The 14,995-nt window shown below is 63.6% G+C and carries 8 protein-coding genes; 6 read left to right on the plus strand and 2 right to left on the minus strand.

Going from position 1 to position 14,995, the window contains the following annotated elements:
* Nucleotides 1–1,833: 1,833 nt before the first annotated feature.
* Nucleotides 1,834–2,103, minus strand: coding sequence for a hypothetical protein (locus tag IT430_00115; protein ID MCC6906316.1), 270 nt, complete (start codon nt 2,101–2,103; stop codon nt 1,834–1,836).
* Nucleotides 2,104–4,846: 2,743 nt separating this feature from the next.
* On the opposite strand from IT430_00115, the gene IT430_00120 reads away from it, so the two are divergent.
* The 5 genes from IT430_00120 (at nt 4,847) to IT430_00140 (ending at nt 10,857) form a co-directional block, all read left to right on the plus strand.
* The gene (locus IT430_00120; protein MCC6906317.1) at nt 4,847–5,734 is read left to right on the plus strand and encodes an MTAP family purine nucleoside phosphorylase; all 888 of its coding nucleotides are present in this window, start codon (nt 4,847–4,849) and stop codon (nt 5,732–5,734) included.
* A 360-nt stretch (nt 5,735–6,094) separates the two neighbouring features.
* Nucleotides 6,095–6,244: a DUF2934 domain-containing protein gene (locus tag IT430_00125; protein MCC6906318.1), complete on the plus strand. Its 150-nt coding sequence runs from the start codon at nt 6,095–6,097 to the stop codon at nt 6,242–6,244.
* A 115-nt stretch (nt 6,245–6,359) separates the two neighbouring features.
* A complete protein-coding gene (locus IT430_00130; protein MCC6906319.1) occupies nt 6,360–6,809 on the plus strand; it encodes a hypothetical protein in 450 nt (149 codons plus the stop codon).
* Between the two features lie 103 nt (nt 6,810–6,912).
* On the plus strand, nt 6,913–8,553 hold the full coding sequence (locus IT430_00135) for a hypothetical protein (GenBank protein ID MCC6906320.1): 1,641 nt from the start codon (nt 6,913–6,915) through the stop codon (nt 8,551–8,553).
* A 30-nt stretch (nt 8,554–8,583) separates the two neighbouring features.
* Nucleotides 8,584–10,857 (plus strand): right-handed parallel beta-helix repeat-containing protein, encoded by a 2,274-nt coding sequence (locus IT430_00140; protein MCC6906321.1) that lies wholly within the window; start codon nt 8,584–8,586, stop codon nt 10,855–10,857.
* 26 nt (nt 10,858–10,883) lie between these two features.
* Here IT430_00140 and IT430_00145 read toward each other — a convergent pair whose 3' ends face one another.
* Nucleotides 10,884–13,247: an SBBP repeat-containing protein gene (locus IT430_00145; GenBank protein MCC6906322.1), complete on the minus strand. Its 2,364-nt coding sequence runs from the start codon at nt 13,245–13,247 to the stop codon at nt 10,884–10,886.
* Nucleotides 13,248–13,536: 289 nt separating this feature from the next.
* Here IT430_00145 and IT430_00150 point away from each other — a divergent pair, with 289 nt between their 5' ends.
* On the plus strand, nt 13,537–14,892 hold the full coding sequence (locus tag IT430_00150; protein ID MCC6906323.1) for a hypothetical protein: 1,356 nt from the start codon (nt 13,537–13,539) through the stop codon (nt 14,890–14,892).
* The last annotated feature ends 103 nt before the right edge of the window (nt 14,893–14,995 follow it).

Consider the following 14,995-nt stretch of genomic DNA (forward strand, 5'->3'; position numbering starts at 1 on the left):
GGCTTTTGGGCGATTTTCGTCGATTTTCATTTTTCTGGAGGGGGTGCAGGCGAGTTTTAATCCGTTTATTTGCGTTTCTGAGAAGTCAGCGCACAAGTCGCGCCTGACCCGGTGCGCTGGCGCGCGGGGCGGCGAATTCTCTCACCACAAAGGGCACGAAGAGCACGAAGGGGCACGAAGAGTGAGGGGGTGAAGGGGTGAAGGGGTGACGGGGTGAAGGGGTGACGGGGTGAAGGGGTGAGGGGGAAAGGCACCGAGGCGACGAGCAGCGAAGAGAGGCAGCAGGCACTTGGGAAAGAGAGGCACCGGGCACTTGGGGAAGAGAGGCGCCGGGCACTTGGCATCAGGCATCAGGGAACGTCAGTCTCACGCAGAGCCGCGGAGATCGCGGAGGGGAGAGTCGGCCGCGAAGAGGCGCAGAAGGCGCAAGAGGAGAGGCAACCAGGCAGGGAGGGACCGAGGCATCGATCGCATGGGCCACCTTCGCCGGTGGTGGCGGCTACCATTTCTCGTTGGTCAAGCGGACGGCGGCGGCGCTGGCTCTTGGAGCACACGTTTCGGCCGCGCGGCCGGCCGCGGAAGGCGGCAGCGGCATGAGCAGACCTGATAAACGTACCTGTCCCGTTTTCTTGCCTAAATGCGGCTTCTTCGTGTCGCGATCTGCGTCCTATCTAGTTTATGGTCTACTCGCGGTCATTACAGTTGCACTGCTCTGCATTACTATTCACCTCGACCATGATCTTGAACTCTACGATCTGGTGTTCATACGGTCGGATAGTGAAACCAGATGTCTAGAGTGGCGCAGAGGAGTCGGAATGCAGTCGTTATCAACGAACCCATTGTTGAGTGACGGGGGGGGAGGTCTGATCTTGCCCAATGTGCCGCTGACGCTTCCCAGATGGGCTGGGATAAGACACTTGGAACCAGAGCCGGAGTTTCTCACACTTCGCGAGGTTGCTGTGGGCTGGCCGTTTCCGGCGTTTCGTTCGACGTTCTGGTCCGAACCCGACGACCGAATCGGCGAGGTCTTTCATCATCGGGGGGGGATCGAACTGCGACTCTTCGCCGGAAAGGTCTGCGTCATAATTCCCTATTATCCACTCTGGCGTGGATTGATACTTGATGTTATGGGGTTTGCTGCGTTGCTCTGGATTGGTCGGAGCTTCATCGAAAGTGCGATAATCGCATATCGAACTTGGCAAGGCCGCTGTCCACACTGTGGGTACTGCATGGCGCTTCTCGATTCATCGCTGTGTCCCGAGTGCGGGGAGCCGCCTCCGCCTCATCGACGAATACAGTTGAGGCTCGTCCGTAAACAGCGGAAGTAAATGCACATGGCTATCTGCGACAAGACTACACGCGACGGTCAACACCTGCCGGCGCGAAGGGACATGCAAGGGATTGGTGATAATTCGGAAAGGACTGAGCCGTCAGTCGGGTGAACACGCGTGGTCGCAGCGTTTCCTCGTGCTATGTGATATATGTCTCCACCCGTGCGGTTTGCATCGAATAGCATCAGAACGTCGGCTTCCTTAGCGATCCGCTAGAGCGCGTTTGCCCAACGCGTAGCGCGTTCGGCGCATGTTCGGTGGCGCGACGGGTTGGATGCGGCTACATTCCTCCCGGACCTGCGGAACGGGTCCAGAAGGAGCATGGATGGCCGCACCCTATTCACAGGATCTCAGAGATCGCGTGCTCGCGGCGTACGACCGCGGCATGCGAACGCGGGGAAGAAAACGGGACAGGTACGTTTGTTTCTGCATCCGAGCGGCCTCGATCGAATACCAGTTGACGAAATCCGCCCCCATGACTCTCAGAGACCCTTCCGGACGGTCAGCTTTCGCTGCGGCCAAGCCAAATGATGAAGATGGCTGCCGCCTCATTGATCCGCATCGGATTAATAACAGCTGTTGCGAAGGAAAATGCGGCGATAAGAAGCCCTGCCGCAAGTATTTTGGGGAGGAAAACGGGACAGGTACGTTTATTCTCGCCAGAGCATTGTTCTTCGCGGGTGGCGCGGCTGGTACTTCTCTTGCCTCGCACGGCTCGACCGACCCCCGGCGGCCCCGCCTGCCACGTGCTCCATCGCGGCGTCGATCGCATGGGCACCTTCGTCGTTGGTGAGGCGGACGGCGGCGGTGCCGGGTTTGGAACACACGCTTCGGCCGCGCGGCCGGCCGCGGAAGGCGGTAACGGCATGAGCAGACCTGATAAACGTACCTGTCCCGTTTTCTTGCCCGTACCAGGTGCGCTCCGTCGCTCTGCGAGACCTCCTACGACGACAAACAGTGTCGAAAGAGCACATTACCGTGCGACGATGATGGCAATCGCAGAGTCATCCCGATCGATCCCGCACGATAGGCGGCGCAACAGGGAATTGTTCGCCAAGGTGAAGTATTGGGCTGCGCTGCTGTTGTTGGCTTCCCTCGCCAACATCAGCGCCTGTTGGATTGCGGCCGCTGCCACCCAGTATGATTGGCAGAATCCGCCTCCTTACCACTATGTCTCGATACCAATATCGAACGGCACGTCTGATATTGATGTCGGATGGGAGGCAACCATAACGCGTGGGATAACGCCGCTAATGGAAGTCGTGCTGGCGTATCCCTCGGCCGTGCACTCTGGCGTACCGGGAAGTTCTTCGGATGCAATGCCGCATATGGGTGCGCTAGATGCGGTGAATGCGAGTTACATAATGCGCCGCTTTTCATTGGCGAGCGAGGCGACGTACCCGCTTGTCGCTCCTGACACGCGGAAGGACGTCGTACTTCAAGTGTTTGGCTGGCCAATGCGATCAATGTGGTTGCGTGCAGAATGGGCCGCGTCGGGCGACGGTGCAGTTACCGGATGGCGATTGAACGGTGTGCAGCTCCGCAATCGCGACTTGGCTATGGTCGGCTCTGCGGATGCTCTGCGGGCAATTCCAATGGGCATTCTCACTCTTGGCTTTGTAGTTAATGTAACGTGTATAGCCTCCCTGATGGTGTTGCTTGACTGGGCTCGCGTATATGTCATGCAGGGCGTACGCCGGCGACAGGGCAAGTGTGTTCGTTGCGGGTACTCCTTACGGGGCAATACTTCCGGCACATGTCCGGAATGCGGCGCTCGGGTGCCGGCGAGCAGTAAGCAAATAGCGCGGGATCGAGGATAAAGTAGTAATCAGTGACGCTCTGGGAGCGCATCCAGCCTTGTCGGACATCTGAACGCGACGGCGCCCACAAGTCCGCGACAATCCTGCGATCTGCATCGGAGACAACATCCACGGCGAGTAGGTCAGGTGGAACCTGACAGTTGGGAGTGTGTAGGAACGGGATCGGGCGAAGGGACTCGCGGGGCCGCTTGCTATCCGCGAGCGCGGTAGTGTTCGTCAAGTTGCGCACACTTGGAAATGGCTCTCCGTGGGAAGGTGATGGGTCCCCGGAGTTGAAGCGAGGTAAGAAAACGGAACAGGTACGTTTATTTTCGCCAGAGCATTGCGCTTCGCGGGCGGCGCGGCTGGAACTTCTCTTGCCTCGCATCGCTGGACCGACCCTTGGCGGCCACGCCTGCCACGTGCTCCATCGCGGCGTCGATCGCATGGGCACCTTCGATGATGACCGCGGCTACCATTTGTCGTTGGTCAAGCGGATGGTGGCGGCGCTGGGTCTTGGAGCACGCGGCCGGCCGCGGAAGGAGGCAGCGGCATGAGCAGACCTGATAAACGTACCTGTCCCGTTTGCTTGCCCGTTTTCTTGCCCATCGCGATCGGCATCGCTGAGAGTATTGTATTAGCTTAACATATGGAGGCCGCTTTTGTCGCGATGGACCACAACTGCCGGCGCCGCAAGACTTGCCCTGGCTACGGGCCTAATGCTGCTTAGCGGGATGTTGATTACCGCAATCGTCGGATGGGGGATCGCGGCATATCATGGAACGGTGGTCGATACCGGGCGGACTCTCGCTCACGAATCGAATGAAGTCCAAGAGATTATACGGCATGTGTCGCGTCCAGGATTTGCTTATGTTGTTCAGATTCCCCTCAGCGAAGGCGTCTCCCGTCGCCTCTATGACACTCTGGCTAGTCAGGGCAATGAGTACCATGGGCGCACTTGGTGGTCGCCAATATTGTCTCAAGACGAGATCTCATCGGGAAAAATCGCTGTTGGTTGGCCCGCACTAGCAATGGGAGCCACATTGGTGCCCGATCCAAGCGTCGCGGTTGAGGCCAATTGGAGCATCGCCACGCCAGCGGTGCACGGAGGCTTGCCAAGGGACCGGACGAGTATCCTTGCGCCGAAGCGCTATACCATACCTGAAGTGTATCCATACTCGCCACTGTGGCCTGGCTTTCTTCTCAATACATTAATGTACTCCGCCCTGTTGGCATTATGCATATTCGGCCTACCGGCATCTAAAAGGTGCATACGATACTCGCGAAAGCAGTGCATTCGTTGTGGATATCCGTATGGGAGTTCTAGCGTATGCACGGAATGCGGCAAGCCGGTGCCGCGGCATACCACGGGGGAAGAAGCCGGGACAGGGAAGAAAGCGGAACAGGTACGTTTATTTTCGCCAGAGCATTGCGCTTCGCGGGCGGCGCGGCGGCGCTTCACCCGTGGCTACATTCTCTGACCCCGCCGGGGTCGGAGGTCCCGGGAGCAACATCGAAGACTCGCTTCACGCCCCGGCTGCTGGCGTTCACGCCTTCGGCGAGGGGCGCGCCGGTCAGGTGGAACTTCGCAGCCGAGTTGTCAGGTGGCACCTGACCTGCGGCTCGTCTCGGCCTCGCGGCTTTGTGATGCGTGCGCGGGGTGGGTGATGCTTTTCGGACCCGGCGGCGGGCGGGGCGGGTCGATATCATGCCGCCATGGGTGAAGTGGTCATCGGGATCATCGGGGGCACCGGGCTGGGCGAGCGGCTGGCGGATGCGTTCGGGGCGTCGCTGCAGGCGGTGGAGATCGACACGCCCTTGGGCCGGCCCAGCGGCGCCGTGCTGAGCGGCGAACTGCTCGGCACGCGCGTGGCCATCCTGGGCCGACACGGGGCCGGGCACACGCTTAACCCTTCGGCCGTGCCCTATCGGGCCAACATTTTCGCGCTCAAGACGCTGGGCGTGACGCACCTCATTGCCAGCGGGGCCACCGGCTCGCTGCGCGAGAACATCCATCCGGGCGAGATCGTCCTCGTCGATCAGTTCATTGACAAGACCGTCGGCCGCGAGCGGACGTTTTATGAGCGGGCGGCGGTGCACGTCGAGTTCGCCGAGCCGGTGTGCCCGGTCATGCGGCGGTGGCTGGCGGACGCGGCGGAGCGCGAGGGACTGCACTGCCACGACGGCGGGACGTACGTGTGCATGGAGGGCCCGGCGTTTTCGACGCGGGCTGAGAGCGAGATGCACCGCACGTGGGGCGGCGATCTCATCGGCATGACGGCGCTGCCCGAGGCGAAACTGGCGCGCGAGGCGGAGATGGCGTACGCGCTCATCGGCCTGCCGACGGATTATGACTGCTGGCGGCCGGCGCCCGAGGGCGTGGCGCGCGAATCGCTGCTGGGCGAGATCATCGGCAACCTGAGCAAGGCGAGCGAGGCGTCGGTGCGGCTGATTCGCGCGGCGCTGAGCGATGTGTCGTCGCTGCGCGCTGCGCCCAGCGCAGCGCACGAGGCGCTGGCGCTGGCGATCTGGTCTGACAAGGCGCGGATCGACGCCGGCGAGGTCAAGCGGCTGGGGCCGCTGTGGGGCCGGTACTTTGCGTAAGGCGATCCGGCCTGTGGCGCATTGAAGTCATTGGACAACCGCTTTTGGGCTGCGCTGCCACTCTGCGCTGCCACTTTGCGATGCGCTGCTGAAGCGGGCGCGTGCGAACGGGGCCAAATCCCCGTAGACGGCGCGAAGGGCACGCCCGATACTTGGTGGAGTTCGATGGCGGCGCATCGTGGCGATGCGCCAGGGAACCTCGTTGGATGGAGGCCAGCAATGCGAACTCCCGCTCACGGAGGAGCGACCGCTCAGCGCCGCGCCGCGCGCCGAGGCGATCTTGATGACCACTCTGCCGATCGTGCCTCATCATCTGAGCCTCGGCGCCGCGGCGGAGGCGCTGGGAGGGATAGTGCTGCGATGCCGGGCGCCGACGGGGCGCGGGTCACGGAGGAGATGATCGCGACGCTGGCCCGGCGGCTTTGGGAAGTGCGCGGCGGGAACGCCGTGCTCAACTGGCTTGAGGCTGAGCGCTCGCTGCAGGATCTGCTGCGTGGCTCGCCCGATTGAGCCGATCCGGCGCGACTGGCACCCCGGTCGCTGCTGTGTCCCGCGGCGCCGGCCGGCGCCGCGGGACCGAATGAGAATTCCTGCCGGGCTGGGGCCGGCGTGAAGGGAGGAATGCATGATGGTGAACGTTCAAATCACCTGCCGCGACGAGGAGACCTCCCGCCGCACGCGCCGGCTGGTGAGCGCGCATGCGCCGGCGCTGCAGGAATACAGCGATCTCATCGATCTCTGCCACGTGATCATCCACCACCGCGCGGCGCCGGCGCACGCGGATCGAGGTTACGCCGTGGCGATCGACCTGATTCTGCACGACGGACGGGCGGTGGAGGCGTGCCTGCGCGACCGGCACATCTACTTCGAATACCTCGAATCGGCGGTGGACGAGGCGTTTCACGAACTGCGCTGCTGGCTGCGGGAGATGGCGCCGCACTGGCGGCAGACGCCGCCGGACTACGTCCCGTGCGGGTGCATTCTTTGCGCCTGCCCGATCGACCGGCCGGAGGACTTCGCCCAGCCGTGCATTCTCAACGCCGTGGATTGCGGGACACACCACTTCGTGGGCTGACTGGCCGAAGAAGGTGCTGTGGTGCTGTTTGGACCATGGTCCGGAATAAAATCGGACTTGCGGCGGTAGGGTCTGCATTGGCCTGCTTCACTCGGGGGCGAGCATGAAGAAGTCTGCGTTGTCGTTGTGTTTTTTCTCTGCCGGTTGCACGATCCTGATTGCGGCGCTGCCGGTTGCCGGGCAGATCAGCGGCGTGCGAACGGAGGAGTTGACGGGCGCGTCGTTTGTGCCGCTGCAGTCTTACATCATGGCCGAAGCCGGCGGCGATCTGCTTTTCTTCGGCGGGCTGAGCGGGATGGGCTTTCACAGCCGGGCTCGCGACGGCCGCACGACGTTTCCCTCGGAAGACTTCAACCGCGAGGTCTACCTCTATGACCTGGACACGCAGACGACGCTGTCGGCTTCGATCAGCACGCTGCCCAGCCCGCTGAGCGAGTTTCTCGTCGCCACCAACGCGCAGGGCGTGCAGTACGGCGAGACGCTCTATCTGTATGGCGGGTACGGGCCGGCGCCATCGGCGCAGTCGTGGGCGACATGGGACTCGGTCATCCAGATCGATCTCGCGGCGGTGCGGCAGGCGATCCTCGACGGGGCGGACCTGCCCGAGAGCGCGTTCACCGTGCGCCACAGCGCCGAGGCGCAGGTCGCGGGCGGCGCGATCATCAAGCTCGGCCCCTACTTCGCCCTGGTGGGCGGCTCGAACTTCACGGGCAACTACGGCGACGAAGCGACCTTCTCCAACGTCTACTCGAACGAGATTCACCTCTTCGACCCGGCGGCGAGTCTCGTCAATCCGATCCGCACGTACACCGACGACCAGTACCACCGGCGCGATGGCAACGTGACGCCGGTGATGCTTGGCGCGGCGGGCAACCAGCGTGCGGGCTTTCTCGTGCACATCGGCGTGTTCAAGCCCGGCAACGAGATCCTGCCGGAAGTGTGGGAGCATCCGCTCATTTTCGATTCGCAGTCGCGGCAGGTGACGCTGGATGTCAATTTCACACAGATGATGAACCAGTACGAAGCGCCGCGCGTGAGCTTCCACTCCGCGGCGAGGGGCGAGAACTACATCATCACGCTTGGCGGATTGAGCGGCGCCAACTGGGACGGCCAGCAGTTCGTGCGCAACATGACGATTCCGTGGGTCATTGACGTAACGATGCTGAAGATGCGCGACAGCGCCGTGGTGAGCGAGACGGTGGTGGGCGCGACGCTCAAGCCCGTGACCAACGCCGAACTCGTGCCCAATCCTGATCTGCCCCACAATGCGCTGGGGCAGGTGGACTGGGATGCGCTGGTGGCCGGTGAAGTGCTGTTGGGGCATTTCTACGGCGGGATCCAGGCGACGAATCCGGGCAACTCGGCGGTGACGGAGGCCTCGCCGCGCGTGTACGCGGTGTACGCGACGATCGACAAGTTTGCGCTCAGCGCCACGGCGCTGCATGCCGGCCAGCCGGCGACGCTGAGCGTGACTCGCGCCGATCCGGGGGCGCGGGTGTATTTTGCATACAGCATGCGCGGCGGCGGGCCGACGTATGTCCCGTCGATCGGAATGAGCGTGGATCTGAGCCAGCCGATCGTGATCGCCGGGCAGAAGACGGCCGACGCACAGGGCACCGCGGCCCTGACGGTGACGGTTCCTTCGGGCGCGCCGCCGATCGACGTGTGGCTGCAGGCGATTGAGCGCGGCAGCGGCAACGTCTACACGAAGTCGAACCAGGTTGCTTCGCACATCGAGCCCTGATCGCCGAGCGGCCGGGGACTACGATGACGCATGAACGCATCATGCTGCCGTGGCGGCGCTGCCGCCCTGTTCATGTTCCTCGCGGCCGGCTCGTGCATCGCAGTCGGCCCGCCGACGGTCGTCGTCGATCGCGACAATGTTGAGATCACGCAGAATTGCTTCATCCGCATCGGCGCAACGCCGATTCCGGATGCCGACGGCAACGGGGTGATTCACGTCAAGGCGAGCGGCATCACGATTGAGTTCCTCGGCGACGAGGAGGCGCGCGAGATGATGGGCGCGCCCGACGGCACGCCGTGGGACGCGATCACCGGGATCGGGATCATGATCGACGGGCAGCGCGACGTGACGATCCGCAACGCGCACTGTCATCGCTACAAGGTCGGCATCTATGCCCGGCATGCCGACGGTCTGACGCTGGAGAACTGCGACGTCGCGGGCGGATTTGCGACGCGGCTGCGATCGACCCCGGCGGCGGAAGATGGGAGCGACTGGCTCTTCCCGCACCACAACGACAATCACGAGTGGGTGAACAACTTCGGCGCGGGCATCTGCGTCGAGAACTCCGAGCGCATCACCATCAGCGGCTGCTTTGCGCGCCGCAGGCAGAACGGCATCATCATCGACCGGGTAAACAACTCGCGTCTCTACGACAATGACTGTTCGTTTCTCTCTGGCTGGGGCCTGGCGATGTGGCGCAGCAGCCGCAACGTCATCACGCGCAACGCGTTTGACTTCTGCGTGCGCGGCTACAGCCACATGGTCTACAACCGCGGACAGGATTCGGCGGGCATCCTGATGTTCGAGCAGTGCAGCGACAACATCATCGCGGAGACCTCGGCCACTCACGGCGGAGACGGCTTTTTTGGTTTTGCCGGCCGCGAGGCGCTGGGCGAGGCGCCGCCGCGCGAAGGCATGAGCCAGGCCGAACTGCAGGAGTTCTGCAAGGCCCGCGGCAACAACAACAACCTGCTCATCAACAACGACTTCTCCTATGCGCCGGCGCACGGCATCGAGATGACCTTCTCGTTCACCAACCGCTTCATCGGCAACCGCCTCGTCGAGAACGCCATCTGCGGCATCTGGGGCGGCTACTCGCAGAGCACGCTGATTGCCGACAACACTTTTACCAACAACGGCGAGATGGCCTACGGACTGGAGCGCGGCGGGGTCAACATCGAGCACGGCTTCGCCAACCAGATCATCTCGAATCGGTTCGAGCGCAACAAGTGTGGCGTGCACCTGTGGACTGATCCCGACGAGGGGCTGGTCAATTCCGCCTGGGGCAAGGCCAACGACGCCGCAGGCTCGAGCAACAACTCGATCACGAGCAACTCGTTTAACGGCGACGTTCTGGCTATCCAGTTGCGCGAATGCGAAAACACGCACGCCGCAAGGAACACGTTCACGAACGTGGGTAAGGAGATTGAACTGACGGATTCGAGCGAGCCCGGCGCGCCGCTGTTCATCTCGAGTTTCGACGGCGGGCCGGATTATCCCGTGTTCGGCAAGACGCGGCCGGTGGGCGCGCGGCCGGAACTTCGCGGCCGCGCCAACATCATCATGACCGAGTGGGGGCCGTGGGATCACGCCGCACCGATGGTGCGATTGAGGTCATCCGGTTCGAGCGGCGACGTGTATGACGTGTTCGGGGCCGCCGAACCCATGCGGCTGGGCGCTGCGCCGGCGGGGTTCGACGTGCAGGTCGAGGAGACCGGCGAAGGCCGGTACGCGGTCAGCGTGACGCCGCGGGAGCCGGGCATCGCCTCGTATTCGATCCCGCTGCGAATCGGCGGCGAGTTCGAGACGACGATCGCCGGCACGATCATCCGCACGTCGTGGGACATCACGTTCTTCAAGTGGGAGCGCGACGCGACCGACCCGCGCAACGATCTGGAAGCCTGGCGCCGGCTGGCCGGCGGGCCGACGGCGGTGCACCTGGAGGCCGACAGCCTGACGCTGCCCTTTGCGATGGGCGGACCCAAGGACGTGCGCGGTCTGGGCAAGAATGAAGCACTCGGTGCGCTAGGCTCCGACCTGTTCGGCACGATCGCCAGGGCGCGGGTTCCGCTCTCGGCGGGCACCTGGCGGCTGACGACCCGCAGCGACGACGGGGTACGCATCACCGTCAACGGGCCGGGCGTGAAGGATCAGCGCGTGATCGACAACTGGACCTGGCACGCCCCCACCGTGGACCAGGGCGAGTTCACGCTGAGCCAGGCCGGCGAGGTGCATCTGCTCGTCGAACACTTCGAGATCGACGGCTACGCCGTTCTCGAACTGTCGATCGAGAAGGTGCGCTGATCGAACGGGGCTGCGGCGGGCGCGGTTCATTGTACTGGTGCGACACCGCTGATCCGGCATGTCGCCAAGTCCAGCAGCTGCAGATAGCCCCCGCACGCTTCCGGGCCGACCTCGCCGAACAAGGTGCGCGCGCCTGTTGGCCCGGACGATCCGATGTAGACGACGCGCAACTGCGTTTCCCCGAGTCCAAGCACCGTCCCCGCGCAGGGTCGCCCATTGGGAATGACGAACAAACCGGTGTCGCGAGCAAAGAGCAGCGCGATACGGCTGTCGGGCGTGGCGCCCGACCATGCAACGCTCGCTGAACCGCCCTTGGGGCAGGTGGCGGAAACGGACAGGCTCAGCCGGTTGAGGGAAACGCGCAAGACGAAGCCATCGGATAACCCGCCTCGATAGGAGTTGGTCCGCCCGATGAAGTCTCTCGAGTCGGTGTTTCCCGCTATCACTGGGTGTCCGTCGAGCCCGGGCGCGATCCCGTTGGCACTTTCGTCTCGGAATCCACCCAGGAAGACCATGGATCGTGACTCGCCGCGCGTATCCAGGGTGAGCAGAAAGGCGTCTTCAAAGCCGCCGAAAAAGGAGTTCATGCGCCCATCGAAATCTTCCGAATCAGTCTTGCCGGCGACCAGAATGCCATAGGGTGGATCAAGAGTGATCGCGTGCGCGTAATCAGAGTTCTGCCCTCCCAGGTAGGTCATCCACTCGACGGCGCCGCCGGGCTGCAACTTGAGTACGAAGCCATCCGGGCCTTGTGAGTACTCGTTGTTCCGTCCTTCAAAGTCGTCCGAGGTGGTATTGCCCGCGACGAAGGTATTTCCCTCGCCGTCGATGACGGTTCGAGAGCCGCGCTCGGTGCGCGCCCCGCCAAGATATGTCGCCCAGTCGATCGCGCCCTCCCCGTCGAGCATGGCCAGAAACGCATCCTCCGATCCGCCGTGGTAGTGGTTGATGCGACCTTCGAGATCGGCCGAGTTGGTCCAGCCCGTCACGGCGACCCCTCCGTCGCTGCATGCCCCCAGACCGGCGGCGGTATCTGTGTTCTCTCCTCCGAGGTAAGTCGCCCACCTGACCGTACCGTCCGGCCTGATGCTGGTGACAAAGCCGTCGTAGCCGCCGTGGCGATCATTGGTTTTCCCCGGAAGATCGAGTGAAATGGTCCAGCCGGCCACGAACGCTCCGTCAGCGGTCGCCGCGGTGGCGATCCCCTGCTCGGTGTAAGTACCGCCGACATAGGTCATCCACAAGAGCTGCCCCTCGGAATTCAGTTTGACGAGGAAAGCATCCGAGTTGCCACTCATCGCGTTGATTCGCCCATCGAAGTCTTCTGAGATCGTGGAGCCACAGACATGGATGGAACCCAGCCCGTCTGTGGCGATGTCTTCCGCATCATCATCCGCGGTGCCACCCAGGTATGCAGTCCACGCCAGCTCGCCGGACGGCGTCAGTTTGGAGACGAATGCATCGGTGTACCCGCCAAAGAACGAATTTCTTCGTCCCTCGAAGTCGATGGATTCGGTGACGCCGGCGATGTACGCGTTGCCGAGGTCATCCGTCACAACGCTCCGGATATAGTCGTAGCCGGCGCCTCCGACATAGACCATCCACTCGAGCGTCGGATCGATGATGAGATCACGCGTTGCATCGACCGGGCCTTCGAGCATGATCGAGCACGTCCGATCGTCGGCAAGGTGGAATCGAGCGCGGACCTCCACCCGCGATCCATCCACCTGCTGCCAGGCCATGGGCGCCGTGTCAGCAAGGGAACCGAGAGCGGTCTCTACGACGAGGTTGCCGCCGCCGTCGATGCAGAGCGGTCCCACTCCGTCGTAGGCGATGCGGATCTGTGACCAGTCGCTTCCGGGCGCGACGTGGAATTCGTACTTGAGAATTCCGGCATGGTCTTCCGTGACGTACAGATCAACTCCGTCGTACAGATTCGGATAAACGATTCTCGAATAGGAGCGGACATTGCAGGCGCGATTTCGCCCCGCGCCACCGACGAAATAATGCCGCACGGAGTCGAGCGGCTGCTCGCCAACCGGCTCAACGCGATGCGAACCCGGAAAGGACACCGCGATCACGGTCTGCGCGGATTCGCCAGAGTCCTGCGCCCCATCCGCCTGCGACCCCGCGAGTTCCGCCGCCGCGCCGCCAGGCGCGTGGGGTGGTCTCATGTGCAAAGTCAGCGAGGATTCGCGCAGCGCAACGTCGAGTCCCCGGGCGCGCAACGCGTAGAGCACCTGCGCATCCGGCCACTGCCCCTGGTTGGGTGCGAAGCCGGCGGCGGTCACGCCGGCGCGAGCGGGCTCGGCTGGAGTCAGTTCCTGCCCGGTCGCCGCGAGCGGAAGGCCACACTGGACAACAAGAAGTGCGATGCAGCCGGTGCGCATGCCGGTCCCTCCTGCAAGCCGTAGCAACTTTGAAGGGATTCTAACCGGAATCCTGGTTGAACCGGCCGGGAATTCGTCCCGAAATCTGAGTTCAAGCGGCAAGGACGCTCCGCCCGGCGCATCTGTATCTCCGAGTCGAGCCGGTCCGGATGGCAAACTTGCTCGACCGGCGGGCGGGCCTTACGCTTGACGTTGCGGAAACAGCGTTGCCCCTCAGGGCAGCCACGAGCGTTCTTCAGCAGATGAATCGGCCGACGCGTCGCGCCGGTGGCTCACACGGGAGTTCGACATGCATCCACATCCGCGCACGCGGCGCAGACCGGTCCTGCGGGCGACGTCCCTGCTCCTCGCGGCGGCGCTGACGGCCATCGCCGCGCCCGGCGCGATCGCGCAGGTTGAAACGCCCCCGCCCGGCGCCAGGCAGGGCGACCCGCCCGTCGCCGACGAACCGGGCCAGAGCCTCATCATCATGAACGACGGCCGGCGCTTCCGCGGGCGGATCAAAGATAAGGATCGCTTCGAACTGGTGCTCGAGATCGCCGGGATCGACACGCGCTTCAAAATCGCCGACATCCTCGACATCGTGCCGCTCAAGACGTTCGACGAGTATTACGACGAACTGAAGAACTCGATCCGGCCTGACGATTACGCCCAGCGGCTGCGCTTCTGCCAGTGGATCTACAGCCGGCGCCGACTCGAACTGGCCGCGACCGAACTGGAGGAACTGCTCGACGACAACCCGCGCCTGGAAGAGGCGCGCGAACTGCTGCGGGTCGTCAACGCAGCCATCGAACTCGAAGACAAGCAAGCCGAAGCACAGCGCGAGGCGGAGGCGGGAGGCGCCCAGCCCGAGCCAGGCGCTCAGCCTGGCGGCCGTCTCTCGCCGACCATGCTGCTCAGCGACGACGATGTGAATCTCATTCGGGTTTACGAGATCGATCTGAATAACCCGCCGCCGCTGCTCATCCGGCGATCGACGGTCGAGCGGCTGCTGAGCGAGTACGCGACGTCGGACCTCATGCCCACCACGCCCGAGGGCAAGAAGGCCTACTTCCGCCGCGATCCGGTCGAGATCCTCACCGACATCTTCCGCCTCCAGGCGCGCGACCTCTATGGCGAAGTGCGCGTGCGCGGCGAGCCCGTGTCGCTCAACAAGTTCCGCCTCAACGTGCACAACACCTGGCTGATGAACTCGTGCGCGACCAACCAGTGCCACGGGGGGCTCGAGGCCGGGCAGTTCTTCCTGTTCAACAAGCAGTCGCACACCGCCAATACGGTCTACACCAACCTGCTTATCCTCGAACGCACGAGACTCCACGGCGAGCCGATGATCAACTACGACCGACCCGAGCGGTCCCCCCTGCTCCAACTCGGCCTGCCGCGCGACCGCTCGATCTACCCGCACCCCGACGTTGACCGCTGGCAGCCGGCGTTTCGCGACCAGGCGGATGTGAAGTTCACGCGGGCAGTGGACTGGATGCGTTCGATGTACGCCCCCCGGCCGGACTACCCCATCGTGTACGAGCCTCCCATGGTGGTTTTCGATCTGGACCACGCCCGGGTGGAACCTCGTGAAATCGAGGGCCAGGACGGCTCGAACCAGCCGCCTCCGGGGCCGGGCGAGACGGACAAACCGTCGCGGTAGACCCGCCCGGGAGGGGGCGGGGCGCGATCCCTGCGGCGGGAACCGCGCTACACTAGACTCTTTGTGGGTGGTGCTTCGCGGCGCGATCGGCGCGGCGACGCGC

This window comes from Phycisphaerales bacterium (assembly GCA_020852515.1).
Lineage (GTDB): Bacteria > Planctomycetota > Phycisphaerae > Phycisphaerales > UBA5793 > UBA5793.